The organism is Rickettsia endosymbiont of Ixodes scapularis (genome assembly GCF_000160735.1).
Lineage (GTDB): Bacteria > Pseudomonadota > Alphaproteobacteria > Rickettsiales > Rickettsiaceae > Rickettsia > Rickettsia tamurae.
On sequence record NZ_CM000770.1, the window covers coordinates 588,830 to 614,598 of the forward strand.

Sequence of the window (25,769 nt, forward strand, 5' to 3'; positions counted from 1 at the left end):
GTTATACTGTACTAGCTTTTACGAGTTCTTTAAATAATTCTAAATCTACTCCATTATCGTTAAGATATTCAGGATGCCATTGAACGCCGATAACAAATTTATGTTTCGTTGATTCAATTGCTTCAATTATACCGTCTTCTGCTTTTGCAGATACGATAAGATCGTTACCAAGTTGTTTAACAGCCTGGTGATGAATCGAATTAACCATAGTTTGTAGCTGATTATTAGCCATTTTAACAAGTTTAGTATTTGCTTCTATATTAATTGCATGCGAAACTATGTTTTTAGGCGAAGGTTGTGTATGATTAATTACAGTTTCAATATAATCAGGAATATGTTTAATAAGCGTACCCTTAAAAATAACGTTTAATAGCTGCATACCTCGGCATATTCCTAAAACCGGAATATCTTTCTCTAATGCTTTCTTTAAAACTAATATCTCAAAATTATCACGTTCTTCATTGGAAACTACTACATCTTCGGCGTATTCCGGCTCATAAAATTTAGGATGTATGTCCTCGTCACCGCCTGGAATTACAACACCGTCAACAAGTTCCATAAGCTGATTTATTGTATCACTTTGATAAGGTAATAATAGCGGTACACCACCGGCTGCAATAATCGCATCGGTATAGTTTCTTCGCAAGGCGTACCATGGAAAAGCAGCGTAAGTATATTTTTCACAATTTTGAGCTAAATTAGGTGTAACACCTATTATCGGTTTTTTATGCATTTTATTATCGTTTTACTATTTTTCTTTCAGCTATGTCATTCCTCATAGTACCGGACAGTTCATAAAGGTCCCGTCATTGCGAGCCAGCATTTATGCTGGCGTGGCATATTTTATGAGATTGCCGCGTCGTTGCTAACGCAACTCCTCGCAATGACGACTTGGCATCCACGTAGCAAAGCCACTATTACCCCTCAATATGTGGTGGTGTTTCAAAAGTATGGAACGGCGGTGGTGAGGTAAGTGTCCACTCTAATGTGTCTGCTCCTTCTCCCCAAGGATTGTTTGGACAATTTTTACCGTACTTTAAAGTATAGAAAACGATAAATACAAAATAAAGAGCAGCAAACATAGAGATACCTGCTCCTATCGACGAAACCATATTCCAGCCGGCGAAAGCATCAGGGTAGTCTGGTATTCTTCTCGGCATGCCCGCAAGACCTAAGAAATGCTGCGGGAAGAAAGTTAAATTAACGCCTATAAAGGTAATCCAAAAATGGATTTTGCCTGAAATTTCCGGGTATTGTTTACCGGATATTTTGCCGAACCAATAATAAAAGCCTGCAAATGCTGTAAATAAAGCACCGAGCGACATTGTATAATGGAAATGTGCAACAACATAATATGTATCGTGTAGAACTCTATCAAGTGCCGAATTTGATAGGATTATGCCGGTTACGCCGCCGATCGTGAATAATATAATAAACCCTATAGAGAACAGCATAGGAGTTGGGAAGGTAATTGAGCCACCCCACATAGTTGCTATCCAGCTAAATATTTTAATACCCGTCGGAACTGCTATAATCATTGTTCCGGCAGTGAAATATATAAGTGCATTATAAGAAAGTCCAACAGTAAACATATGGTGAGCCCATACAATAAATCCGACGAAACCGATTATTACCATAGCTCCGACCATACCTTGATAGCCAAATATAGGTTTGCGTGAAAAAGTTGAAATAACCTGACTTACTATACCAAAGCCCGGAAGTATTACGATATATACTTCAGGATGACCGAAAAACCAAAATAAATGCTGAAATAATACAGGATCACCGCCGCCGTCCGGTTTAAAGAAATTAGTCCCAAAGTTACGATCGGTAAGTAGCATAGTGATAGCTCCGCCAAGTACCGGCATAGCTAGAATTATTAAAAATGCAGTTACTAATATAGACCAAACGAATAACGGCATTTTGAAAAGCCCCATCTCTGGAGCCCTCATATTAAAGATAGTAACAATTAAATTAATTGATCCGAGGATTGACGATAGACCGGTTAAATGTAAACTGAAAATAGCCATATCGACTGCTGCTCCCGGGTGACCGCTCAAATTACTTAAAGGAGGGTAGAACGTCCAGCCCGTTCCGGGACCGTCGTCAACAAATGCCGAACCCATAAGCAGGATGAAAGCAGGAACTAGTAGCCAAAAACTGATATTGTTAAGGCGTGGAAATGCCATATCGGGAGCTCCTATTAACAGAGGTACGAAATAGTTACCAAAGCCACCGAACAAAGCCGGCATAATCATAAAGAATACCATAATAACCGCATGTGCCGTGATAAGCACGTTATATAGCTGGAAATCATGATTTAAGAAAGTGCCGCAGGGCATTGCAAGCTCTAACCTAAAAAGCAGTGAGAACAAACCACCGACAATTCCGGCAAAAACGGCAAATATGATATACATAATGCCAATATCTTTGTGATTAGTAGAAAAAAGCCACCGCCTCCAACCGTGTGGAGTATGGTGGTCATCGTGGTTTAGGTCTTCTGTATTTGTAAGTAAGTGCATAGCAATTGTAATTTTTATTTAAATTCTTAAAATTTACGTTGATTTTTGAAAACTAGAAACATTAAGTTTAATTTTTTGTCTCTTAAGGTTATTTACATATAATTTTAGCATTTTCTCAAGCTTTATTTGATTCTTTGGTTTATTTTTAGTCATTATATACTCTATAATTGACGGAGTCTTTAAGTGAACAGAATAGTATTTTTTCAAAATGGTATCATAGTTACAATGTTCCCTAATAAAGATTGTGCATCCATCCATAAATCAGAACCTATAGAAGAATGTTTTAAATATTTTGTGATAAAAGGTAATATAGCTTTAAGTTCTATTTTTTGAAATCTTGCTATTATATAAGTAAGCCCAACAAAAGCAGCACTGTTTATTTCTGTACTTTCATTTTTCTTAAGAAAGTATAAGCAAATTTCTAAAGCTTCTTGGTAATTTAAAGAATTTTGACAAAAGCCTAAAATAAACTCTATTTTTTCTTTCTCATTTTTTAAAGAATTTATTAATGTTTTATCTATAAATACTTTTAATTTTTTATGGCTTAAAAATTTCAAATTATTTTTAAAATATTCTAAATAAACTTTTCTTTCTAATCTTGGTATACAAATAACAATGCTAAATTAGTTGCATTTAAAATTTTTTCACTGGTGTTTTTCAAATTTTCAAACAATAAAGGCAATATTAAATCTTCTTTAATTGTATTAATTCTTCCGGATTTCTTAAATTTTGTGTTAGAATGTCTAGTGCATCGTCATAATCCTTATAATGCCCTACATATATAAGATAATAAAAAGTTTTTTCCCATTCAGGTAGATCAATTACATCCGGTTGATTTCTATATTCTTCCTCACTCATTATCATATATTAATTAGCAACCAATTTCTGATTCCCGTTATTCTCGGCAACCTTATTTTTATTTGCAACCCAATTGTCAAAATCCTCTTTGCTTACTACTTCTATAACAATCGGCATGAAGCCGTGATTGATACCGCATAGTTCGGAGCATTGCCCGTAATATACACCTTTCTTGGCAGCTCTTGTCCACGTTTCATTAATTCTTCCAGGCACTGCATCTATTTTAAACCCAAGCGACGGAACGGCAAAACTATGTATTACATCACCTGCGGTAATGAGAAACCTTACGGTAGCATTTTCAGGGATAACAATTCGATTATCAACATCTAATAATCTTTTTTGGTCAGGTTTTAAATTCTCATCAGAGATCATTACGCTATCAAATTCTAAATTATCATGATCAGGATATATATAATGCCAATACCATTGATAACCTACTACTTTAATAGTTAAATCCGTTTCGGGTATTTTTTCGGCATGACGCAATATTCTAAAAGACGGCACTGCAATAATAACTAAAATTATTATAGGTATTACAGTCCAAATTATTTCTATTAAAACATTATGTGAAAATTTTGCCGGTACGGGATTATTTTTTGCATTAAATCTAATGCATACAAAGCCAAGTAATCCGGCAACGAATAAAACAATAGCTGTTGAGATATAAAGCAGAAAATTATGAAAATGATGTAATTCCTCCATAATCGGACTTGCCGGCGGCTGGAACGTTACTTGCCAAGGTAACGGCTCGGAAGCAAAGCAGCTACTACTAACAATCAAAAAATAAATTAAAGCAATAGATATCTTCCCAAACTTCGCTTCTAGAGGTAATTTATACGTCGATCCGGTACTCGAATCCTCACGTACGCTTGTGTACGTTGCGGTTCGAGGTGAAGTGTCTTCTTTAAATTCCTCTCTAAATCCTCGTTTGGAAAGATGTCTAATAATATTTTTCATAGCACATATAAAGTTATATATATTTATATATATATAAATGTATATACAGTTTTATTAAAGTAAAAATCGATAAATTTTTGTAAAAACTGCATATTTTTAATAATTAATAATATTTGAGCTAGAAAGTGTGCCTATATTAGGATGTTGCAGTAAGTCAATAACTTACTATTACTTTCGCATTTATGCTTGAATTTGCTTATTTATTAACTGAGGATCGTGCTTTGTTACAGCGATTACAGAAGGACAAATATTTTGCACTAACCGAGCGTAATCTCTTTTAGTTTAGGTAATATAAGTACTTTATCAACAAATGTGAAAGAACTTAAAATTTTTGCTCGTTGTAATTGATTATGGATAGGTTGACGTTTTTTATATTTAATAATTGTTTCATCCGGCTCTAAAGCAACGATTAAGTATTTACCGTGTTTTTTAGCTTTGCGTAGAAATTCTATATGACCGTAATGTAATAAATCAAAACAACCACCTACTAGAACTATTTCACTATTTATAGGACAGTTTTTATTTAAAGAAATATTCTCATAATATTCTATTTTGGGTAATTTGACAGCATTATGGTTAGATGAGCAGGACATAAGATTTATAAAAATTAATAAAAATAGGAAAAGTCTAGGCATAATCTTCATCTATATAAGTTAACGAAAATTAACTTATATAAAAAATTTAGTTTTAAGCAATAAAAAACTAATAAAACAGAAATAAAACAAAATTTTACAATTTTCTATTGTAATTTGTTCGTATATAGTTCATATTATTATTAGTAATGAAAAATTGATTCAAATAATCTTCAGAGCAATTTTAATGAATGATACTGCACTATCTTATGATTTTAATGGCATATTACCATCATCTTTTATTAGTGCACGTCTCAGGAAAATCCTCACCTCTGCCTCCTTATTATTATTTATAGCATTAGTTATTTTTGTCTCTTTTGCTGTTAATAATTATGTTAACGACACTTTATCCATAACTTTAGTACAACCTGATAGTAGTGAAGAAGAAACAATTTCCTTTAAAGAAGTAGTAGTAAAAAAAGGCGATACTATAAAGTCAATTTTGATAGAACAAAATATCCCTAAAAATGAAATAGAAAAAATTGTAAGTTTAGTAAAAGAAGGTAAATTATCTTCTGCTCTTAAAATAGGGCAGCAAATTACTTTTGAATATGAAACAAAAATTACCGAAAACGAAGATGAAGATTTAACCTCAGAGGTAACATTCTTAAATAAAATCGTTATAATTATCGATAAGCTAAAAACTATTGAAGTAATTAGAGAAGGTGATAATTTTAAAGTTGAAGAAATTGTAGTACCTTTAAGTAAAAAAGTTGCCAAATCGTCGGTAAGTATTGAATCAAATTTTATGTCAGCCCTTAAAAAACTGGGCTTATCGAATAATAGTATAATAGAGCTGATTAATGCTTATGCTTATCAAATCGATTTTCAGCGTCAAATAAAAAGCGGTGATACCGCAACCGTAATAACGGAAAAATACGTAACGGAAGACGGTAAATTTTCCCACCACGGTAAAATTCTATATGTTTCATTAAATCTTTCAGGGAAAGAATATAATATATATCGTTATTCCCATGACAATAACGCAAATAATCATGCATTTTTTTCCGAAGACGGTAAAAGCGTAAAAAGAAGCTTACTTAAAACTCCGCTAAAAGTTATAAAAGTTTCTTCACATTACGGTAATAGAAAGCATCCGATACTCGGTTATACTAAAATGCATAAGGGAGTTGACTTTGCAGCGCCAACCGGTACGCCTATATATTCCGTAGGAAACGGAGTTATAACGGAAATAGGTTGGAAGTCGGGTTATGGAAATTTTATTCAGGTAAAACATAGCGGTACGCTATCTACTGCTTATGCTCATGCTTCAAATTTTGCAAAAAATTTAAAAGTGGGAAGTATCGTAAAACAAGGACAAATCATCGCATATGTCGGAAGTACCGGCAGAGCTACAGGTCCACATTTACATTATGAAGTTAAAATTGACGGTAAACATGTTAATCCTATGTCAGTTAAAACAACACCGGGTATAGAATTAAACGGAAAAAATTTAGAGAAATTTAAACAATTTAAAAAAGAAATAAAAACTTTAAATGTTAAGCTTGATAAGGAATTGCAAGTAGAGAAAGCAGCCACAGTTTCATTGTAGGATAGTCGTCATTGCGAGCAGCCGTAGGCTGCGTGGCAATCTCATGAAATAATAACAAACTCCTAAGATTGCTTCGTCAATTGCTATGCAATTTCCTCGCAATGACGATTAGGTATCCACGCAAAAATATTCACAAAACATCTATGTCCCTACTCCTAAAAAAATTATATCTAACATTCGCTCGTAGTAGTCGTATAATAATAACCTTAGTGATTATTGATCAGTTAAGTAAATGGTGGTTTATTGATAATTTGAGATGGAAGCCGGGCTTAATGCTTAAGGTTACTTCTTTCTTAAATATGGTTTATACTTGGAATTACGGTATTAGCTTTGGTCTAATGCGTGAATATTATCAATATAGTAATGCTATTTTCTTAATAACGAACACGATTATTGTCTGTTATTTATATTATTTGATGATACGTTCAAAAACGATCGGAAGCTTTGCCGGTTATAGCTTTGTAATCGGCGGATCTGTTGGTAATCTAATTGATAGATTTTTTAGAGGAGCAGTTTTTGACTTCATCCATTTTCATTATCAGAATTATAGCTTCCCCGTATTTAATTTAGCTGATTGCTTTATTACAATAGGAGTAATTATCTTAATAGAAGATTATTATAATACTAAAAAAGTTATTGAAGAAAAGGCTAAAGGGAATTATGATAATGCTCAAATTGAAGCTATGGCTAAAAAATTCGTAATACCGATAAGGGTGGTAACGATAAAATAGACTCCTTGCAAAATTAAACTTATAGATAGGAATTTGAAGGAAACACGGAACGCAGAACCGTAGCGTAGTAGACCTAAGTGAGGATTCGATACCGGATTGACGTATAAATTACCTCTAGAAGTTCATTTTGCAAGGAGTATAATATAATTTTAATTTATAGGTGTTTAAGTGAAAAAGATTTTTTTATTATTTACTGTTTTATTAATTACTTCTGCTTGTAGTAAAAAGTTAAAAGAAACCGTAGGTATATCAACAGCCGGACCTAATGAGTATCAAGTACAGCGTGCTAAAGCACTAGAAGTTCCGCCTCATTATTATTTACCTGATCCTGGGAATAGTAAACCAACTTATAATAATATAAAAGGACAAGGTGAATTTAATGAAGGTGAACAAGCATTAATGCAGGACATGGATTAAGGTTCTGAGTCATGTCATCCTGTGGTTTGTTTATAGTGGACAGTTTTTAAAAAGACCTCGATGTCATTCCCGCGAAGGCGGGAATCCAGCAAAACCTATAAAAACTTATTTTTTATAGGTTTATTTTATCAAATATATAAATTTTGTATCAATATTAAGGTTATTTTTTCTAGATTCCTGCTTTCGCGGGAATGACATATAAGTTACTCATGAATTCTCATAAAAAACAGAAAATAGGTGTTTTTGGGCTTGGTAAAACCGGTATATCAGTTTACGAGGAATTGCAAAATAAATATGATGTAATTGTTTATGATGATTTAAAAGCAAATAGAGATATATTTGAAGAATTATATAGTAAAACCGCTATTGCTGCTTTATCTGATTCAAGATGGCAGAATTTAGATAAAATTGTCTTAAGTCCTGGAATTCCTTTAACGCATGAGATAGTCAAGATTGCAAAAAATTTTAATATTCCAATCACTTCCGATATAGACTTATTATTTGAAAAATCAAGAATTTTAAACTTTATCGCAGTAACTGGTACAAACGGTAAAAGTACTACTACTGCTTTAATAAGCCATATTTTAAATAGTAACGGTTTAGACTATCCGGTTGCCGGTAATATTGGAGTTTCTGCTTTGCGAGCTAAAGCAAGTAAGGATGGGTATGTACTTGAATTGTCTTCTTTTCAGCTAGATCTAGTAAAAACCTTTACAGCTAAAATAGCAGTGCTTCTTAATATAACTCCCGACCATTTGGATAGACATCAAGACATGACCGGTTATATTGCAGCAAAATCTAAGATTTTCGATCGAATGGATAAAAAGAGTTATGCAGTAATTAATATCGATAATGATTATTGTCGTAAGATTTTTATGCTATTACAGCAAGAGCAGCGTATAAAACTAATTCCTTTTTCGGTTACTAAAATTCTTGAAAACGGTATTTTGGTAGTTGATGATAAAATTAAAGATAATGATATAAGTTATAAATTATCGTTTAATAAAAATTTGCAGGGACTTCACAATTATGAGAATATTGCAGCAAGTTATGCAGTAGCTAAAATAATAGGAGTAGAACCTAAAAAAATAATTGAGTCTATAAGTAGTTTTCAAAGTTTACCTCATAGAATGCAATATATCGGTAGTATAAATAATATAAGTTTTTACAATGATAGTAAAGCAACAAATGCCATATCTGCCGTGCAATCAATTAAAGCACTAGATAATATTTACTGGCTTGCTGGAGGAACCCCTAAAGGGGGTGGTATTGAGGAAATAAAGCCTTATTTCAGTAAAATTAAGAAAGCTTATTTTTATGGTCAAGCTAAAGAAATATTTGCAAATACTGCTAAGAATATAGTAGATTTTGTAATATGTGATGATCTTGAGCAAGCCTTCGATCTTGCTTATAAGGATGCAATAGGTGATAATGCGGAGGTAAAAAATATCTTGTTAGCACCTAGTTGTAGTTCATATGATCAGTTTAAAAATTTTGAAGAGCGTGGAGAGTTGTTTATAAAATTGTGTAGTATACTGTCACCCCGTGGCTTGACCACGGGGTCTAGTTAAAAATACTAATAATATTAGTATTTTTTATTGTTTTTCTGGATACCGTGGTCAAGCCACGGTATGACATCGAGTGTGTTTTCTGATCCATGCAATAACATCATCAATATAGCCATAAAAGAATAGGGAAAATTTGAATAATGAAATATCTAATAACTTTATAAAATTATGGTGGCGGAGTACCGATAGGCAAATAATAATTTCTTTAATTATCTTATTTGCTTTTAGTCTAATGCTTGTTACTACCTCGGGTTCAGCAGTAGCAAGTAGAATAGGTCTTGAAGAAAGTTATTTTGCATCTAGACAAATATTTTATTTAGCTGCCGCTTCAGGGCTTATATTATTATTTTCATGTCTTAATAAGAAATGGTTAAGGCGTTTTGCAATAGTTGGGTTTATTGCTAGTATAGTTTTATTAGTAGCAGTTAAATTTTTTGGCTATGAAGTAAAAGGAGCAGTGCGATGGATTAATATTCTAGGTCTATCTATTCAACCTTCGGAATTTATCAAACCGTTTTTTGCAGTTGTTACGGGCTGGATATTATCGCTAAAATTTAATGATGATTTTCCAAGTTTTACGATTTGTGTAATACTTTATTCTATTGTTGCTATTCTCTTAATTATTCAGCCGGATTTTGGAATGCTTGTAATGATTACGGCAGTTTTTGGTATTCAGCTGTTTATTGCAGGTATGCCGATATTTTGGATTGTTCTAGCGGGTTTTTTAGGAATGATAGGAGTAACTATTGCTTATTTTTGGTTACCTCACGTAACGCAAAGAATTAATTCATTTTTAGATCACGATAGTAGCGAGAATTATCAAGTTAGTAAGTCTCTTAAGGCTTTTGAGCATGGCGGTTTATATGGACGCGGTCCAGGGGAGGGAGCAGTAAAGCAGGTGCTACCCGATTCCCATACGGACTTTATTTTTGCCGTAGCTGGTGAGGAGTTTGGGGCTATTATTTGCCTGATTGTTATAGGTATATTTGCTTTTATAGTATTAAGAAGTCTTATTAAGTTATTAAATGAAACAGATAAATTTGTACAATTCGCTGCTAGCGGTATAATTGCACAATTAGGGCTTCAGGCAATAATTAATATGGGTGTGACTTTACATTTACTTCCTACTAAAGGTATGACATTGCCGTTTATTAGTTACGGTGGTTCTTCAACGCTTGCAATAGCTATCGCTACCGGTATGCTTCTTGGTTTTACAAGACACCGAACGCCGTTAAATTCGTACAAAATTCGTAATATTGAAATATGAAAAAAATCATTTTGGTAGCAGGAGGGACGGGGGGACATTTTTTTTCGGCAGTCGCTCTTGGGGAAGAGTTAGTGAAACGTGGGTATGAAGTTCATTTTATTACTGATTTAAGATGCAAAAAATATATAAAACAGGATATGAAAGTAATTTTTCATATCCTAGATTTAAAACGCTCAGGTAATATTTTCTTGTTTTTACCTAGGTTATCAATTGCAGTTTTAAAGGCTATTAGATTATTATATAATATCAGGTCTTCAGCTATTATAGGATTTGGCGGTTATCCTGTTATAGCTCCAATGTTTGCGGCAATTTTTTTAAGAGTACCGATTATAATTCATGAACAGAATTCTTACCTTGGAAAAGTTAATAAATTTTTTGCAAGCTTTACTAAAAAGATAGCTATTTCTTATGAAAAAATAAAGAATTTACCGGAATTTGCAAAAAGTAAAATAGTAGTTACCGGTGGGGTAGTTAGAGAGAATATTAGGGATATAATGTCACCCCGTGGCTTGACCACGTGGTCCAGTGGTTTTATTAAAGACTTTTTGGACCCCATGGTCAAGCCACGGGGTGACAAGCCTTCCACTGATAATATCTTTACTATATTCATCTTTGGCGGTAGTCAAGGAGCTAAGTTATTTTCAGAGCTGATACCTGCAAGTATCCAAATTTTAATGCAAAAACAGCCAGGTCTTGAATTAAATATAATCCAGCAAGCAGCATTAGATGATCAAGTAAAAATAAAAGATATATACTCGAAATTAAACATTAATTATGAATTTGCCGAATTTTTTGAGAATATGGCATTGCAATATAAAGAAGCCGATTTAGTGATTTCAAGAGCAGGAGCATCTACTATAGAAGAATTGACCTATATAGGGTTGCCGGCAATCTTTATTCCACTGCCTAGTGCTGCGGATAATCATCAATACTACAATGCAAAATTATTGGAAGATAAAAAAGCAGGATGGTGTTTAGAGCAGAATAATATTTCTGCAGGAAAATTAGCAGATAAAATACTCGATTTGATAAGTAATCCTAAGATATTAGAGGATGCTTCACAAAATTTATTAAAAAGAAGAAAAGAAGGGCATAAGCTATTAAGTAACCTAATAGAAGAGGTGATTTAAGTTTTGTTTTCCGTCATTGCAAGGAAAAACTGTAAGTTTTGACGAAGCAATCTCGTGCTAAAGTCCTGAGATTGCCACGCTCCTTTTAGTCGCTCGCAATGATGGGGTGGGAGACATACAACAAGACCAAAAATACCTCAGAATAACAATAATTTAATTAAGTACATAGCAGTCCGGCTCTTTATTCTTGCAAGTTTGGCTATTATGTAGCATTAATCATAATAGACTTCCTGCATAACTTGTTTCTAAGGGTAATTTGTGCGTCGATCCGGTACTCGTATCCTCACGTACCAAAGCGTACGCTGCTGCGGTACTGCGTTCCGTGTCTCCTACAAATTCCTCCTTATTAGCTACGTTATACAGGAAGTCTAATAAAAGTTTTGGAATATAAATATATGTTAAAAAAAATTATAATATTATTTTTAGGAATGTTTTTACTTTCAGCTTGTACAGATAATTTTAGAAGCTATTTTCAAAGATCCGCAAATAATAGATTGGTTGATAGTAAAGGTGCTAAAGGCGGCAAGAGAAAACCTGTATATAATAATAAATATATTACTTTGGCTAAAAAGAATATAGTAGAAGATAATCTTGATTATGATAACGACGATGATGATGACTATGATAGTCCTTTAAGAGGAGAAAGAATCGATCCTGTAAAGAGAAATCGTGAAATGTATCTTAAGATGATTAAAAGGGATATAGCAAGGCAAAAAGCAGAAGCCGGCTTCGCTGAATCCGATGATGATATGACTTTAAGTAGAGCGAATAAAAAGGTTAGAAAAGACGATAGCGATAAAGAAAAAAAGATGCAAGAGGAATTAAATCAAATAAAAGCAATGCTTAGAGAAACTAAGCGTGATATATCAAAATATACTTGTCCAAATGCTACGGTAAACCAAAATTATGCACCGCCCGTTACAAATTATGAGCCTGTAAATTATCCACCGGTAAAAAATAGTAAGCCGTATAATAATAATTCTAAGGTAAAGCAAAAATTTATCCGTGAAGATGATGATAACGGCAGTAATGCTTGTTCGATATAATATATATTATTCCGTTGATCGCAGAAATTCAGACTTCTTTGCTGTCATCTCGTGGCTTGACCACGGGATGAAATAGTCAAGCCATGGTATAACAATAATTTACTTTTTATTAATAGACGCGAGGTCTGTCAGATTTTTTGTGTAAGTACGATTTCTCCATTTGCCCAATTTTGTAAATTAGTATCACAAAGTATAGCAAATTGATTTAAAGCCATGGCCCAATTCTTAATAGGCATTGTCCATTTTTTAGAAGCATTTGTCAATGCTAAAAAGATTATTTTCTGAATCGATTTATCATCTGGAAATACCCCCTTATTTTTTATAATTTTACGAATTTGACGGTTAGTTGATTCAATAGCATTAGTAGTGTAAATCGCCTTTCTAATGTCTTCCGGAAAGCTAAAGAACGGAGCTATTCCAGACCAATTTCTCTGCCATATATCAAAAATAACTGGATATTTTTCATCCCATTTTTTAGCAAAATTTTGTAATTCTCTTAATCCCTCTGCTTCATTTATTGCAGAATAAACTGCCTTTAAATCAGCTGTTACCAATTTTAAATCTTTATATGATACGTATTTTACAGAGTTTCTTACCATATGAACAATACACAGTTGTACTGTGGTTTTTGGGAAAATGCTATTTATTGCTTCTGGAAAACCTTTAAGACCATCAACACACGCAACATATATTTGTTCTACACCACGATTCTTCAGTTCTGTTACTACTTGCATCCAAAATTTAGATCCTTCATTCTTGCCTATCCAAATACCTAATAGTTCCTTCTTGCCTTCTATATTCACGCCAATAKCTAGATAAACTGCTTTATTTATTATTATATGATTGTCTCTTGCCTTAACATGAATACAATCTACATTATAGGATATACACTATCAAGTGCTCTATTCTGCCACGCAGTAACTTCCTCTAAAATGCCATCAGTTACCTTTGATATTAACTCAGATGATACTTTGGTGGCATATAGTTCTTCTAAGTGCCCTTGTATTTCTCGAATAGTCATTCCCCTAGCATATAAAGATATTACTTTATCATCAAATCCTTCAAATCTCCTTACTCCTTTTGGAATTAGTTGAGGTTCAAATTCTCCTTCCCGATCCCTTGGCACTTCTACTATCAATTTACGACCCTCGGAATCTATTAGAGTCTTTTCATAATTGCCATTACGTCTATTATCTGACTCCTTGGTATTCTTAGAATGCTTCTCATAACCTATATGAGATTCCATTTCTTTTTCTAAAATCTTATTTACTATCTGCTTTTTAATTTCCTGAAATATTCCTTCTTTGCCAAATATCTCAGATGGATCACTTTGTGATAGTATTTCTGATACTACTTTTTCTATAGTCGGATTTGATACTTTACTCTTATTCTTCATATTAGCCTCATGTAAGTTGTTTTAATTAATTTTATTCTTAACTATTTTTATAACTTACACAAACTTTCTGACACCCCCAATCCAAAACTAATTTTAATGCCTCTTTTCCCTCTACTAACTCTTTATATTCTTGTAAAAATTTCTTTTTATCTTTACTAATTCCAAGCTCATAACCGAATTTTGTATTACGTGATCCTAAAGAATAGCAAGTAAGAACTAAATCACCTACTACTCCCGCCTCTAATAATATATTCCCCCCTCTTGCATACAGCTTAAAGCTTTCGATAAAGTAGCAATTTCTTTTAAGGCAGCTACTATAAGCATTGCTCTTGCATTTCCGTCCTGCTCTCTTGCTAAATCAATCCCGCTTTTAATAGCAAAAATATTTTTTAATGCTCCTGCTACCTGTAATGTCACAATATCGCTTGTCACATTAGTAGTAAAAATTTTTGAACTTAGGTTATAAGCTATTTTATTTACTATATCTATATCTAAACTTGCAATACTTGCTGAAGCCGGTAAATTTTTAGCAAGTTCTCTTGCTAGATTCGGACCTGCAAAAAACGCTGTAGGGCTATGCGGTAATAGAGTTTTAAGTCTATCAGAAAATAGTTCAGTAGGATTACGGGCAAAGCCTTTTGTTGCAATTAGAAGAGTATTAGCTGTAGAAATACCGTGAGTTTTTAATAATTTTATTGAGTAATCAAAAGCGTAAGACGGCACTGCAATAATAATTAGTTCAAAATTCTTAATTATATCTAAGTTTGTAGTAGCCTGTAAATGAGCAGGTAATTTAATATCCCCTAAATATTTTACGTTAGTTTTGTTATGTAAAATTTCTTTTGCTATTTCCTCGTCACGTAAAAATAAAGTAACGTTATTACAGTTTTGTGCTGCTAAAGAAGCAAGGCTAGTACCGAAACTCCCTCCCCCATAAACCGCAATATTTTTAAATTTATTCATGTGCTTATTTTTTCTTTGGCACTTGCAAGCTTGTAGGTATCGTTGCTTGGCTCAGATTCTTCGGTGTCACCCCGTGGCTTGACCACGGGGTCCATAAAAAAATTAAAAAGACTAGATCCCGTGGTCAAGCCACAGGATGACGGTCAAGAAAAAATAACACTACTCCATAGCTTTCTCAAGATTTACTATTATAACGGGTGACTTATTAATTTCTTGTTTTAAGGTTTTACGGATTGTTCCTTTTATTGCCTCGATTACTTGTTCATCCGACAATGCTTTTTTAGCCTGTTTATTTTGAATGGTAACAAGTTCTTTAATGTCGTTTTTAATGAGGTTAACTAATGCCATATCCTCTTTCGGATCAAGCAGCCCAGGCATTGACAGCATTGGGTTTGCAGCAAGCAGCCCTTTTTTATTAATTACTACTGATGCTACCACGATACCCGACTCACGCATATGTCTTCTAGCTTTGAAAATCGGGGATTCAACGGGCAGTAAATAATTACCGTCTACAGCTAAATAACCGTTTTCAACCTTTGAAATTACTTTTGCATTATTAGGTTCAAGCAGTACTACACTACCGTTTTCAACCTCTACTGCCTGTTTTATGCCGTTTTTCTTAGCAAGCTTAACATGTTCATGAATATGTACCGGCTCGCCGTGAACAGGTATACAAATATTCGGTCTAATTAGAGAATACATTTTTTGTAGCTCGTCAATCGATGGATGTCCTGAAACATGCACAAAATGGTCTCGCTCGGTAATAACTTCTACACTGGCTTTAACAAATATATTAAATAGCCTGAATATTTTCTTTTCATTACCCGGAATAATTTTTGAAGAAAAAATCATTGTATCCTTAGGAGCAAGCTTTATAGACGGGTGAGAATTACTAGCCAGTTTTGCGGTGGCAGCCATAGGCTCACCTTGACAACCGGTAGCAATTACTAATAATTCTTCTCTTCTAAATCTGCTAACATCACGTTCACTAATTAGAGGAGCAATATCTTTAAAATAGCCGCTTTCCTGAGCAGCAAGCATCATACGATGCAAACTTCTACCAGTTAAAACTACTTTTCTACCAGCAAGCCCTGCTGCATGAATTATTGTATCAAGCCGTGCTAAATTAGAGGCAAAGGTTGAAACTACTACCATTTGAGGACAGCCGGCTATAATATCTACTAAACTTTTTCTAGCATCCCCCTCAGAACCCGAGCTTCCTTTATTAAACACGTTAGTTGAATCACAAACAAGTGCAAGAACCCCTTCATCTCCGTAAGATTCTAAAAGCTCCTCATCGGCTTTTTTCCCAAGTACCGGGTCATTATCAAATTTCCAATCTCCCGTGTGTAAAATATTACCTGCATCCGTACGGATCATAATTGCTTGCATTTCAGGAGCCGAGTGAGTCAGCGGCACCATCTCTAAGGAAAAAGGATCTAGATTTATTTTACTACCGGGTTTTACTTCATGAATTTTTATATTTTTAGCAAAATCATATTCATTTAAACGAATCTTTAAAAAATTTGCCGTGAAAGTAGTAGTATAAATAGGACATTTAAGACTATTCCATAAATATTGTACCCCGCCTAAATGATCCTCGTGAGCATGAGTTAAAATCAGACCTACTATATCTTTTTTATATTTCTCGATAAAGCTGCTATCGGCAATTATCATATCAACACCGGGTAAATAATCATCAGCAAAACCGCTACCGCAATCAATCATTAACCATTTACCTTTATAATGGTAAAGATTAAGATTCATACCTATTTCATTAGATCCTCCTAGTGGTACAAATAGCAGATCATTTTTATGATTTTTGATGTTGAATGATGACATAATTTAACTTAATATTTATTTTATTACTTATATTCTTATAACTTATTATTAGCTAAGCGTCTATATGATTAAAAAAGAAATTCATATAATGAATATAAATAAAATAGCATTGATTTATAACCAAAATTCCAAACATCTAGCTATTATAGAGGAAATAAGAAAACTCTATAATTATTGTAAAATAGAGGAAGCAGAAGCAATTATCGTAATAGGCGGCGATGGAGAATTACTACATAATATTCACCGCTATATGCATCTTAATATCCCTTTTTATGGAGTTAATTTAGGGAAACTCGGCTTTTTAATGAATCCTTTAGATACCAAGAATTTATTACAAAATATACATGAAAGTACGGTTTCTATCCTAAATCCTCTTCTTATGGAAGTCGAAGATACGAGCGGTCAAATATATACGGCACTTGCTATTAACGAAGTATCGATATTTCGTAAAACTAATCAAGCTGCTAAATTTAGAATAGACGTAAACGGGATAGAGAGAATGAGCGAATTAGTAGCAGACGGAGCTTTAGTTGCAACACCTGCCGGAAGTAGTGCTTATAATTTATCTGCCGGTGGTCCTATTTTACCGCTTGAGTCAAACATGTTATGCCTAACCCCTATCTGCTCGTTTAGACCGCGTAGATGGCACGGCGCTTTACTGCTTTCATCTGCTACGATTAAATTTGAAATACTTAATATAAATAAACGACCAGTAAATGCTACTGCCGACTTTCAGGAGTTTAATAATATCACAAATGTTACCGTTAAATCTACTAAGGATAAGCCTATCAAACTGCTCTTTAATAAAAACCATACGCTGGAAGATAGAATTATTAAAGAGCAATTCGGTGGTAATTATTAAAAAATATTAATAATTTTTTGACTAAGAATTAAATTAATGTATGATGCCTTGTTAAAAATAACTAGGCATTATATATGAAATCAAAAAAGTCTTCTATTAACTTTTTTGAAAATAACCATATTTTATGGTTACCGCTCGAAACTCGCAATATTCCTTAAATACAAGACACCTCTTTAGAATTAAGAGGTCAGAAATTAACAATTTTTAAATATTGTATTAATAAAATATTAATTTTACTTAAAATTATTTTAAAAAAGTAGACTTGTATTATACATCTCAGTTTACTATAGCTCTACATATTTTGCATCTATCTTATTTAAAAGATTACTTAAGGATATAGACTCACTTAATGGTTCTAAATTTGAACGTAAAATATAAGCAGCATATTTATCATCACTCAAATTATCATAATAAATTCCACCACCCAATATTTTTTCTCTTTCTCTATCTATATCTCTAGCAAATTGTAATGTGGTTATACTTTTTTCTAAGATATTTGCAATTATTCCTACATGAGGCTTATCTTTATAAAGGCAAATATCTCCTGGCTTTACTAATTCTAGTTTACTATCATTTATACTACCATCTAATTCGACAACTAACTCATAACCATATTGACTCCAGTCTTCTTTCATTTTTTGAGTTGATATATCTTTTATTTGTTCAGCCTTTACATAAGTCGCTTTACCTACTGAACTTGAGCAATCCTCTGGAGCGAATACTGACCAATTTTCAAAGTAGTTATGACCGCCAAATTGGTAATCTCCAAAAAGTAATATTCCTTCTTCATTAGCAAAAGGATAATGTTTTGGTACTAAATCTTTTGGTAATTTATATTTAGGATTATAAAATAGATAAAATGTAGCAGCACCTATCATAGTAGGTGTTTCAGCTTTAAGTATTTTAGCAATACTCTTTAATAATACTGAACTAACAGAAGAATTTTCATTACCCCAATACGAGATCCTACTATCCGATTGTAAAACAGGTAATTCATTAGGAGATATGCCATTTGATAGACCATGATAAAATTTCTTTTTTATTATTTGGTCTATTAAATTACCTTTTTGTTGTGTTTCACATATTCATAAATCATTTTGAGCTGTATATCAGTTTTATTGTATTTTATAGGATATTCTACATCATCTATACTTTGATCTTTTAAGTAATTATTTATTGCTTTACTAGTTTCTAAATATTGCTGTATTTTGTCCTCTATTTCTTGCACTAACTCTTCGTTGCTTTTATTAAACTTCTTTCCTATTTCTTCAACTATAATTTTTTGAATTTTATTTTGTGAATCTCTAATAGCTAATTGTTTTACTCTAATCTGTGCTACCATATTAGCAACCGATTTTGAATTAATTTTAAAATTCTGCATAAAACCTCTTTTGTGATATAGAAGCTTCAGATTAAACATTTTTCAATAAAATTGTCAATTTTTATTAATATTTTACTCAAAAGGTTGGCGTAGGTTAATAGCGGCAGATAAAGTACCTTCGTCTAAATAATCAAGTTCACCTCCGATAGGTATACCACTAGCAAGGCGAGAAATTTTAGCAGGATGCTCTTTTAAATATTCTGTAATAAAATAAGCAGTAGTCTGACCTTCTAAAGTAGAATTAGTAGCAATAATAACTTCTTTAATATTTTCTGCAAAACATCTTTTAAGTAGTTCAGGTAACCGAAGTATGCTAGGGTTTTGTCTACTAGCTGCCGATAAATTATGACCGAGTACATGATATAAACCTCTAAAATTACCGCTACGCTCCATTGCCCATAATTCAGCCACAGTTTCGACAATAGCAATAATTGATTTATCTCTATATTCAGAAGAACAAATATGGCAAATATTTTCCGTATCCATATTACCGCAAATCTTGCATTTTACTATTTTCTTATCTATCTCTACAAGATTATTAATCAGGCTTTTTAACCTTATATCTTTATCTTGCAGTAAGTATAATACTATACGTCTTGCCGACCTACTACCAAGACCGGGTAATTTTGAAAAAAGATAAATTAGCTGATCTATATCATTATCATTTGTTTCATTCATAAATATACTTGTTTAATTTGAAAAATTGGCTACGTCGTCTAATAAGTTCGCAGGTAGCCACGTATTAAGTATACGCTCCGCTCCTCGCCTTATAAACTCCTTGCTCTTTTCCAAATTAAACTTCGTCTATTACTTAGGAGTATATTTAAGACTTAATAACGACGGTTCCGGCTATTTTATCATGTAATGCTTGTTTTTTAGAAGAAAAAAGTATGAAAAAAATACCTATAGGAAAAGTCATATATCCTAAAAATCTTTTAATTAACTGCTTTAAAGTCGGACGATTTAATGTTACAGCATCTACGATTTTCATACGTAAAAACATTTTACTAAGCGTTGCACCTTTATAATACCAAAGTGTTATGAAATATGAGCCTATTACTAATATATTAGTAGCAAAAATTGAAATATTAAACAAAATATATTTATTAAAATTTCCTGCTTTAAGATATTCATAAAATTCCTGACTCATAACAGAGTTAAACATTTCATTGGGATTATGAAGATTAATGTTATTGCTAAGAAAATAATCATTAAAGAACAACCATAATAAATTAAAAGAACAAAATTGTGATATTGGGATTGCTATAAAGGCAAATAATGATAAATCAAGTGCCGTAGAAAAAATTCGTGCTATAAAATCAGGATAAATAATTTGCTTTTTCATTGCCGGTTACTTTATTTTGGTGTTAGATAGTAAGGGTTGCCGAAATCGTCATTGCGAGGAGATGCGTAGCATCGACATGGCAATCTCAGGAATTTTATATTACTTCATGAGATTGCCACGCTCCTTTCAGTCGCTCGCAATGACGATTAATGCCCCTAATTAAAATTCAATATATTACATTTATGAATCAATTTGAAGCATATAGTTTACTATTTGTTGATAGTTTTGTCTCAAATCTTATTATCGGTTTTCAGAATGAATTAATATTTCATTCTATGAAAATGTTTGGGGGTTATAATAGTTTAATAATGCTGCTAGTAGCTATTTGTGCTTCTCTTAGCGGTAATGCAGTCAATTATATTTTTGGAAGAATAGTTTTAAATATCTTTTATGCTTCCAAAAATGAACAAAATATCTTAAGACATAAAAATTTAACAAAATTATATTATAAATATGAGATATTTATAATTTTCTTAATGGCCTTTCCTTTTTGGGAATGCTTTATTTCCTTATTTTTCGGTTTTTTTAAAACAAAATTTCTAAAATTTTTAGGTATTGGTTGTTTGGCAAAAGCATGCTATTATGCTCTAGAATTGTATATATTTTAACTCATGAAAAAATTAACCAAAACTAATTCTTATAGACAACAAAAATTAGCAAGCATTATAAATGAAGCATTAATCGAAATTCTAAGACGTGGTAAAATGCTGGATAGCAGACTTTTTGATTGTCCTCTTACTATTACGAAAGTTATAGTTACTGCCGACCTAAAAATAGCTAATTGTTATTTCTTGCCTTTTAATACTAAACTAACAATAGATGAAATTATGGATGCATTAAATAATTCTAAAAATGCTATTAGAAATTTTATTACTAATAAAATAAATATAAAATTCTCGCCTGATATAAGATTTCATTACGATTACGGATTTGATAATGCTATAAAAGTGGAAGAGTTACTAAAAATATATAGGTGCTAGGGGATAAACTCAATCATTGAAAACAATAATTATCCGTTATACTAAAAACGCTTAAAAATTAAGCTTTAGTACAACAACCCCCTAGCATAAATGGACTAAAGGCTATAAATGTTTTGCAATGATGGAGTTTAAACATCATTTACAAAATGATAATATCATAATAATTGAAATAATCAAGATATTTTAGCTATTTTTTAAACTTTAAGTATAACTAAAATAAAAATAAATCCTTATTTTTATTAAATAACTTTAAAAGATTATTTTTTTATATTAAGATATAAGAATAATCTTTGATAATAAAAATAAATAGAAAATGTCTCCTCAAATAATAGAGTTATTAATTTTTGCCGTTATTGCCTTTTTTATTATTAACAAATTAATTACGACTCTCGGTTCTACTTCAGAAGAGGAACAGACAAAGCAAAAATCTTATTTTGGCGAACCGGTTATTAAGGACGTAACTTACAGTACAGTTAAATCTAATAAAGAAGAAAAAAATATTCCAACAGCCCAAGATATTAAAGCTTTTAAAGATATAATAGTGGAACACAATATAACTGCGGTCGTAGATGGAATGGAACAAGTCCATAACCGCCTTTATTCCTTTGATCCGGTTAAATTTATAAATAATGCTAAAACTGCTTTTCAAATGATTATAGAAGCTGCTTATAAAAAAGACACTCAAGAATTATCTGAGCTAATAGATAAAAGATACTTGGAAGAATTTGAAAAAATAACGCCGTCTTACGGTGATTTTTTTGACTCATCGGCTTTAAGTGCAAAATATTCAGAAATTTACATGTTCGGTAATAACATATTTATTAAATTACTATTTCAAGGTAAAAATGTAGTTGACAAAATTGAAGATTTAAAAGAAGAATGGACATTTACACGTAATGCTAATGCCAAAGAAGTTGATTGGTTTTTAAGCAATATTGAGAGAGTGTAAATAAAATTCTAGGTCACTACGAGGAGATGCTACTTGCGTGAACACCAAGTCGTCATTGCGAGGAAATTACGAAGTAATCTCAGGATATTTGACGAGATTGCCACGCAGCCTACGGCTGCTCGCAAGGCATTGTTGCGTGAATCGAAAAACGCATTTGGTGTCATACCGTGGCTTGACCACGGTATCCAAAAAACAATAAAAAATATTTAGTATTTTAAACTGGATCCCGCGATCAAGTCTCAGGATGACAGCGGTGGAATTGATACACGCAACAATGCCTGCTCGCAATGACAACTCTAGATCCACAGCATGACACTTATAAATAACATAACAAACCATTAGTAATGAGCAAAATTTTCTGTATTATAGCTACTATATTAATAATAAGTGTCGGTATTTTTATGTTTCAAAAGCAAACGATAATGGATAACAATCAAATAATCCCAAGAAAAGTTTTATTCGGTAACCCTGATAAAGCAAGGGTTTCTCTAACCCACGACGGCAAATATATTCTATATGTTGCACCCAAAGACGGCGTCTTGAATATTTGGCTAGCACCATCAGACGATATTAGTAAAGCAGAATCTATAACTCATGATAAAGATCGGGGAATAAGAGGCTATATGATAGCTTATAATAATAAGAATATTATATATTCTCAAGATCATAAGGGTGATGAAAATTTTAGGCTTTATAGCTATAACCTAGAGACTAAAGAAACAAAGTTACTCACTCCTGAGCGTGATGTTAGAGCTGGTATAGTTGCGATAAGTTATAAAAGCTCTAATGAAATATTAATAGATTTAAATGAGCGTGATCCTAAATATTTTGATGTTTATAAATTAAATCTAGATACTTTAGAAAAAGAGCTAGTATTAAAAAATGAGAAATTTACAGGTTTTATCATAGATAATAATTTACAAATAAGATACGCTGCTGCACCTGATAAAGACGGAGGTACGGAATACTATGAACTAAAAAATGATAAGTGGGAATTATTTACTAAAATATCAATGGAAGATTCAGCGAATACTTCTATTTTAGGCTTTGATGCTAGTAATGAAATTCTTTATATGGTTGATGGACGCAATCGCAATACTTCTGCACTTAAAGCTATAACACTTATAAACGGTAAAGAAGAAATATTAGCCGAAGATGCAAAAGCCGATATAGGCTTATTTACCGTGCATCCTACCAAACAAACTCCTCAAGCGGTATCTATAGATTGTGATAGAGTATCATACAAAATATTAGATACAGACATTGAAGATGATGTTAAATATTTGCAAGCTCTTGATCGTGGGGATTTAATTATTAATAGCAGAACACTAGATGATAAAACTTGGATTGTAGCTTATGATAGTGATAATGCACCGGTGAAATATTATAAATATGATAGGGCAAATAAAAAAGCCGAATTTTTATTTACTAACCGTAAAGAACTTGAGCAATATAATCTTGCTAAGATGATTCCGGTAATTATCAAGTCACGTGACGGACTTAATTTAGTTAGCTATATAACTTTCCCAAATGATGTAAAGCTTGATGAAAATAATATACCCGATAGAAAAGTACCTCTAATCTTAAATATTCATGGTGGTCCGTGGGTACGTGATAGTTGGGGATATGATCCTGAGCATCAATGGCTTGCAAACCGTGGCTACGCAGTTTTAACTGTTAATTACCGTGGTTCTACAGGCTTTGGTAAGGATTTTGTTAATGCTAGTAACCTCGAATGGGGAAGAAAGATGCATTATGATTTACTTGATGGAGTCAACTGGGCAGTTAAGAATAATATTACTGATCCTGATAAAATTTGTATTATGGGCGGTAGTTACGGTGGTTATGCAACTTTAGTCGGTCTTACTATGACGCCGGACGTATTTGCTTGCGGTGTTGATGTGGTAGGACCTTCAAATTTATTAACCTTAATTAAAAGTGTGCCGCCTTATTGGGAACCGGCTTTAAATGAATTTAAAAAAAGAATTGGACCTTGGGACAACAAAAAAGATATAGAATTTTTAAACGAACGCTCTCCTTTAACATTTGTTGATAATATTAAAAAACCACTTTTTATTGCTCAAGGAGCTAACGATCCTCGTGTAAAACAAACAGAATCCGATCAAATTGTAAATAGCATGAAAGCAAAGCATATACCGGTAGTTTATGCACTTTACAAAGATGAAGGACACGGCTTTGCAAAACCAAGTAACAGAATCTCATATTACGCTCTTGCCGAACAATTTTTAGCCAAGATTTTAAAAGGAAGAGCAGAGCATATAGGAGATGACTTAAAGAATGCTAATCTCATCCTGAATGATAAAGAAAAAATTACCGGTGAAGAGGCAGAAAAGATTATAGATAAGGTGGTTGGGAATTGATATACTACGTCATTGCGAGCGGGGATTGTTGTACGTGGATCAAAAAACGCATTCGGTGTCATACCGTGGCTTGACCACGGGATCTAGTAAAAATACTAACATGTTCACAAGTTGTTTTCTAGATACCGTGGACAAGCCACGGTATGACAATGCAACCAATTTTGGGGGTATCATGCTACTTACAAACACTGAAAATTCTTACGGCTTAATTGCAAAACTTTTTCACTGGATCATGAGTATTATAGTTATAGTAATGCTCGTTGTCGGTTTCTCAATGGATAATTTCGTAGAGCCTCCTTTAAAATGGCAACTATACGGGATACATGAAGCAACCGGCATAGTTGTTTTATCTTTAGTAATAAAGGCTTTTATGGAAATTCTATAAGCTAAGTTTTGCTACCGGAAAATATGCCGAATTGGCAGAAAAAACCGCTAATATTAATATAAATTAATGTTATTAATGCTGATAAGCGGCTTTCTAATGACTATTTTATCAAACCATCATATTGATTTTTATGGTTTGTTTACTATAAATTCTTTTGCTCAAGATTTACAATTTGCCAAAATCTTTAAAAAAATCCATAAAAAGGCTGCTTTGTTATTTACTGCTTTAATTATTTTGCATATACTAGCTGCGTTATATCATCACTTTATTAACGCGAGTTTCGTATTAATAGAGGAACTGAATAGCTGATAGTAACTGGGTTACGAGGATATTAGTAATATTGTTTTTGTTATAAAATGTACTTAAAACTGCATAAATTTTTAGTAAATTGTCTTTTTTGACTATAACTATTAAATTGTAAAACTTGTCACACCTCTTACAAACCTTGAAAGGATAAGCATTATAGCATATTCATTAACCATAATTTAGGCATTTTAATACGAAACTCGCGTTTATTAGGAAAGATAACGTACTTAAGAGGATGTTGAATGAGTAGCACAATGTCACCCCGTGGCTTGACCACGGGGTCTCAGGATACAGCCTGT

24 protein-coding genes and 4 pseudogenes are annotated in these 25,769 nt (G+C 32.6%); 14 read left to right on the forward strand and 14 right to left on the reverse strand.

Annotated features, from left to right (window positions below; all coding sequences use genetic code 11):
- Position 1 precedes the first annotated feature (1 nt).
- The 6 genes and pseudogenes from REIS_RS03020 to REIS_RS03045 form a co-directional block, all read right to left on the reverse strand.
- Positions 2-733: a gamma-glutamyl-gamma-aminobutyrate hydrolase family protein gene (locus REIS_RS03020; protein WP_008579783.1), complete on the reverse strand. Its 732-nt coding sequence runs from the start codon at positions 731-733 to the stop codon at positions 2-4.
- Positions 734-917: 184 nt separating this feature from the next.
- On the reverse strand, positions 918-2,522 hold the full coding sequence (ctaD, locus tag REIS_RS03025; protein WP_008579784.1) for a cytochrome c oxidase subunit I: 1,605 nt from the start codon (positions 2,520-2,522) through the stop codon (positions 918-920).
- A gap of 203 nt (positions 2,523-2,725) precedes the next feature.
- A complete protein-coding gene (locus tag REIS_RS15500; RefSeq protein WP_233466293.1) occupies positions 2,726-3,079 on the reverse strand; it encodes a hypothetical protein in 354 nt (117 codons plus the stop codon).
- Positions 3,080-3,206: 127 nt separating this feature from the next.
- Positions 3,207-3,380 (reverse strand): hypothetical protein, encoded by a 174-nt coding sequence (locus REIS_RS15505; RefSeq protein ID WP_008579785.1) that lies wholly within the window; start codon positions 3,378-3,380, stop codon positions 3,207-3,209.
- 9 nt (positions 3,381-3,389) lie between these two features.
- Complete coding sequence (gene coxB, locus REIS_RS03040) at positions 3,390-4,337, reverse strand: cytochrome c oxidase subunit II (RefSeq protein WP_008579786.1); 948 nt, start codon at positions 4,335-4,337, stop codon at positions 3,390-3,392.
- A 180-nt stretch (positions 4,338-4,517) separates the two neighbouring features.
- Positions 4,518-4,930 (reverse strand): annotated as a pseudogene (locus tag REIS_RS03045) (adenylyltransferase/cytidyltransferase family protein).
- A 226-nt stretch (positions 4,931-5,156) separates the two neighbouring features.
- Between REIS_RS03045 and REIS_RS03050 the strand changes: the two are divergent.
- The 6 genes from REIS_RS03050 (at position 5,157) to murG (ending at position 11,634) form a co-directional block, all read left to right on the forward strand.
- Entirely contained in the window at positions 5,157-6,521 is a 1,365-nt protein-coding gene (locus REIS_RS03050; protein WP_008579789.1) for a M23 family metallopeptidase, read from the forward strand.
- Positions 6,522-6,664: 143 nt separating this feature from the next.
- Entirely contained in the window at positions 6,665-7,252 is a 588-nt protein-coding gene (gene lspA, locus REIS_RS03055; RefSeq protein WP_152540710.1) for a signal peptidase II, read from the forward strand.
- Positions 7,253-7,420: 168 nt separating this feature from the next.
- Positions 7,421-7,669: a DUF3035 domain-containing protein gene (locus tag REIS_RS03060; protein ID WP_008579791.1), complete on the forward strand. Its 249-nt coding sequence runs from the start codon at positions 7,421-7,423 to the stop codon at positions 7,667-7,669.
- 209 nt (positions 7,670-7,878) lie between these two features.
- Positions 7,879-9,240, forward strand: a complete 1,362-nt coding sequence (murD, locus tag REIS_RS03065; RefSeq protein WP_008579792.1) for a UDP-N-acetylmuramoyl-L-alanine--D-glutamate ligase — start codon at positions 7,879-7,881, stop codon at positions 9,238-9,240.
- Positions 9,241-9,370: 130 nt separating this feature from the next.
- Entirely contained in the window at positions 9,371-10,504 is a 1,134-nt protein-coding gene (gene ftsW, locus REIS_RS03070) for a putative lipid II flippase FtsW (protein WP_008579793.1), read from the forward strand.
- Entirely contained in the window at positions 10,501-11,634 is a 1,134-nt protein-coding gene (gene murG, locus REIS_RS03075; RefSeq protein WP_008579794.1) for an undecaprenyldiphospho-muramoylpentapeptide beta-N-acetylglucosaminyltransferase, read from the forward strand. The genes ftsW and murG overlap by 4 nt, the downstream gene beginning before the upstream one ends.
- Before the next feature lie 219 nt (positions 11,635-11,853).
- On the opposite strand, the pseudogene REIS_RS12325 reads toward murG, so the two are convergent.
- A pseudogene (locus tag REIS_RS12325) lies at positions 11,854-12,021 on the reverse strand (palindromic element RPE1 domain-containing protein); the annotation flags it as partial.
- A gap of 8 nt (positions 12,022-12,029) precedes the next feature.
- Here REIS_RS12325 and REIS_RS03080 point away from each other — a divergent pair.
- Entirely contained in the window at positions 12,030-12,680 is a 651-nt protein-coding gene (locus REIS_RS03080; protein WP_008579795.1) for a hypothetical protein, read from the forward strand.
- A 128-nt stretch (positions 12,681-12,808) separates the two neighbouring features.
- On the opposite strand, the pseudogene REIS_RS10955 reads toward REIS_RS03080, so the two are convergent.
- The 3 genes and pseudogenes from REIS_RS10955 to REIS_RS03100 all read right to left on the reverse strand — a co-directional run bounded on the left by REIS_RS10955 (position 12,809) and on the right by REIS_RS03100 (position 16,881).
- A pseudogene (locus tag REIS_RS10955) lies at positions 12,809-14,076 on the reverse strand (IS256 family transposase).
- A gap of 37 nt (positions 14,077-14,113) precedes the next feature.
- Positions 14,114-15,039 (reverse strand): annotated as a pseudogene (locus REIS_RS03095) (NAD(P)H-dependent glycerol-3-phosphate dehydrogenase).
- A 159-nt stretch (positions 15,040-15,198) separates the two neighbouring features.
- The gene (locus REIS_RS03100; protein ID WP_008579796.1) at positions 15,199-16,881 is read right to left on the reverse strand and encodes a ribonuclease J; all 1,683 of its coding nucleotides are present in this window, start codon (positions 16,879-16,881) and stop codon (positions 15,199-15,201) included.
- 88 nt (positions 16,882-16,969) lie between these two features.
- Here REIS_RS03100 and REIS_RS03105 point away from each other — a divergent pair, with 88 nt between their 5' ends.
- Positions 16,970-17,743 (forward strand): NAD kinase, encoded by a 774-nt coding sequence (locus tag REIS_RS03105; RefSeq protein ID WP_037213904.1) that lies wholly within the window; start codon positions 16,970-16,972, stop codon positions 17,741-17,743.
- Positions 17,744-18,027: 284 nt separating this feature from the next.
- Here the strand turns inward: REIS_RS03105 and REIS_RS10960 are convergent, their stop codons facing one another.
- The 4 genes from REIS_RS10960 to REIS_RS03120 all read right to left on the reverse strand — a co-directional run bounded on the left by REIS_RS10960 (position 18,028) and on the right by REIS_RS03120 (position 20,469).
- Positions 18,028-18,621: a hypothetical protein gene (locus REIS_RS10960; RefSeq protein WP_008579798.1), complete on the reverse strand. Its 594-nt coding sequence runs from the start codon at positions 18,619-18,621 to the stop codon at positions 18,028-18,030.
- 176 nt (positions 18,622-18,797) lie between these two features.
- A complete protein-coding gene (locus tag REIS_RS10965; protein WP_152540708.1) occupies positions 18,798-19,124 on the reverse strand; it encodes a hypothetical protein in 327 nt (108 codons plus the stop codon).
- Positions 19,125-19,196: 72 nt separating this feature from the next.
- Positions 19,197-19,802: a recombination mediator RecR gene (gene recR / locus REIS_RS03115; RefSeq protein ID WP_008579801.1), complete on the reverse strand. Its 606-nt coding sequence runs from the start codon at positions 19,800-19,802 to the stop codon at positions 19,197-19,199.
- Between the two features lie 145 nt (positions 19,803-19,947).
- The gene (locus REIS_RS03120) at positions 19,948-20,469 is read right to left on the reverse strand and encodes an RDD family protein (RefSeq protein WP_008579802.1); all 522 of its coding nucleotides are present in this window, start codon (positions 20,467-20,469) and stop codon (positions 19,948-19,950) included.
- Between the two features lie 182 nt (positions 20,470-20,651).
- Here REIS_RS03120 and REIS_RS03125 point away from each other — a divergent pair, with 182 nt between their 5' ends.
- From REIS_RS03125 to REIS_RS10970, 6 genes are all read left to right on the forward strand, one after another.
- A complete protein-coding gene (locus tag REIS_RS03125) occupies positions 20,652-21,077 on the forward strand; it encodes a YqaA family protein (protein WP_037213901.1) in 426 nt (141 codons plus the stop codon).
- A 3-nt stretch (positions 21,078-21,080) separates the two neighbouring features.
- A complete protein-coding gene (rbfA, locus tag REIS_RS03130; protein WP_008579804.1) occupies positions 21,081-21,449 on the forward strand; it encodes a 30S ribosome-binding factor RbfA in 369 nt (122 codons plus the stop codon).
- A gap of 313 nt (positions 21,450-21,762) precedes the next feature.
- Positions 21,763-22,398 carry a Tim44 domain-containing protein gene (locus REIS_RS03135; protein WP_008579805.1) on the forward strand — a complete coding sequence of 212 codons (636 nt, stop codon included), beginning with the start codon at positions 21,763-21,765 and terminating at the stop codon, positions 22,396-22,398.
- 344 nt (positions 22,399-22,742) lie between these two features.
- Complete coding sequence (locus REIS_RS03140; protein WP_008579806.1) at positions 22,743-24,779, forward strand: S9 family peptidase; 2,037 nt, start codon at positions 22,743-22,745, stop codon at positions 24,777-24,779.
- A gap of 70 nt (positions 24,780-24,849) precedes the next feature.
- The gene (locus REIS_RS15065) at positions 24,850-25,164 is read left to right on the forward strand and encodes a palindromic element RPE4 domain-containing protein (RefSeq protein ID WP_193784380.1); all 315 of its coding nucleotides are present in this window, start codon (positions 24,850-24,852) and stop codon (positions 25,162-25,164) included.
- A 66-nt stretch (positions 25,165-25,230) separates the two neighbouring features.
- Positions 25,231-25,473, forward strand: coding sequence for a cytochrome b (locus tag REIS_RS10970; protein WP_008579808.1), 243 nt, complete (start codon positions 25,231-25,233; stop codon positions 25,471-25,473).
- The last annotated feature ends 296 nt before the right edge of the window (positions 25,474-25,769 follow it).

Excerpts from the sequence above, each read along its gene's own strand:
- REIS_RS03020 (WP_008579783.1), bottom strand. The coding sequence starts at position 733 with ATGCATAAAAAACCGATAATAGGTGTTACACCTAATTTAGCTCAAAAT.
- ctaD (WP_008579784.1), bottom strand. The coding sequence starts at position 2,522 with ATGCACTTACTTACAAATACAGAAGACCTAAACCACGATGACCACCAT.
- REIS_RS15505 (WP_008579785.1), bottom strand. The coding sequence starts at position 3,380 with ATGAGTGAGGAAGAATATAGAAATCAACCGGATGTAATTGATCTACCT.
- coxB (WP_008579786.1), bottom strand. The coding sequence starts at position 4,337 with ATGAAAAATATTATTAGACATCTTTCCAAACGAGGATTTAGAGAGGAA.
- REIS_RS03050 (WP_008579789.1), top strand. The coding sequence starts at position 5,157 with ATGAATGATACTGCACTATCTTATGATTTTAATGGCATATTACCATCA.
- lspA (WP_152540710.1), top strand. The coding sequence starts at position 6,665 with ATGTCCCTACTCCTAAAAAAATTATATCTAACATTCGCTCGTAGTAGT.
- murD (WP_008579792.1), top strand. The coding sequence starts at position 7,879 with ATGAATTCTCATAAAAAACAGAAAATAGGTGTTTTTGGGCTTGGTAAA.
- murG (WP_008579794.1), top strand. The coding sequence starts at position 10,501 with ATGAAAAAAATCATTTTGGTAGCAGGAGGGACGGGGGGACATTTTTTT.
- REIS_RS03080 (WP_008579795.1), top strand. The coding sequence starts at position 12,030 with ATGTTAAAAAAAATTATAATATTATTTTTAGGAATGTTTTTACTTTCA.
- REIS_RS03100 (WP_008579796.1), bottom strand. The coding sequence starts at position 16,881 with ATGTCATCATTCAACATCAAAAATCATAAAAATGATCTGCTATTTGTA.
- REIS_RS03105 (WP_037213904.1), top strand. The coding sequence starts at position 16,970 with ATGAATATAAATAAAATAGCATTGATTTATAACCAAAATTCCAAACAT.
- REIS_RS10960 (WP_008579798.1), bottom strand. The coding sequence starts at position 18,621 with ATGATAGGTGCTGCTACATTTTATCTATTTTATAATCCTAAATATAAA.
- REIS_RS10965 (WP_152540708.1), bottom strand. The coding sequence starts at position 19,124 with ATGCAGAATTTTAAAATTAATTCAAAATCGGTTGCTAATATGGTAGCA.
- recR (WP_008579801.1), bottom strand. The coding sequence starts at position 19,802 with ATGAATGAAACAAATGATAATGATATAGATCAGCTAATTTATCTTTTT.
- REIS_RS03120 (WP_008579802.1), bottom strand. The coding sequence starts at position 20,469 with ATGAAAAAGCAAATTATTTATCCTGATTTTATAGCACGAATTTTTTCT.
- REIS_RS03125 (WP_037213901.1), top strand. The coding sequence starts at position 20,652 with ATGAATCAATTTGAAGCATATAGTTTACTATTTGTTGATAGTTTTGTC.
- rbfA (WP_008579804.1), top strand. The coding sequence starts at position 21,081 with ATGAAAAAATTAACCAAAACTAATTCTTATAGACAACAAAAATTAGCA.
- REIS_RS03135 (WP_008579805.1), top strand. The coding sequence starts at position 21,763 with ATGTCTCCTCAAATAATAGAGTTATTAATTTTTGCCGTTATTGCCTTT.
- REIS_RS03140 (WP_008579806.1), top strand. The coding sequence starts at position 22,743 with ATGAGCAAAATTTTCTGTATTATAGCTACTATATTAATAATAAGTGTC.
- REIS_RS10970 (WP_008579808.1), top strand. The coding sequence starts at position 25,231 with ATGTTATTAATGCTGATAAGCGGCTTTCTAATGACTATTTTATCAAAC.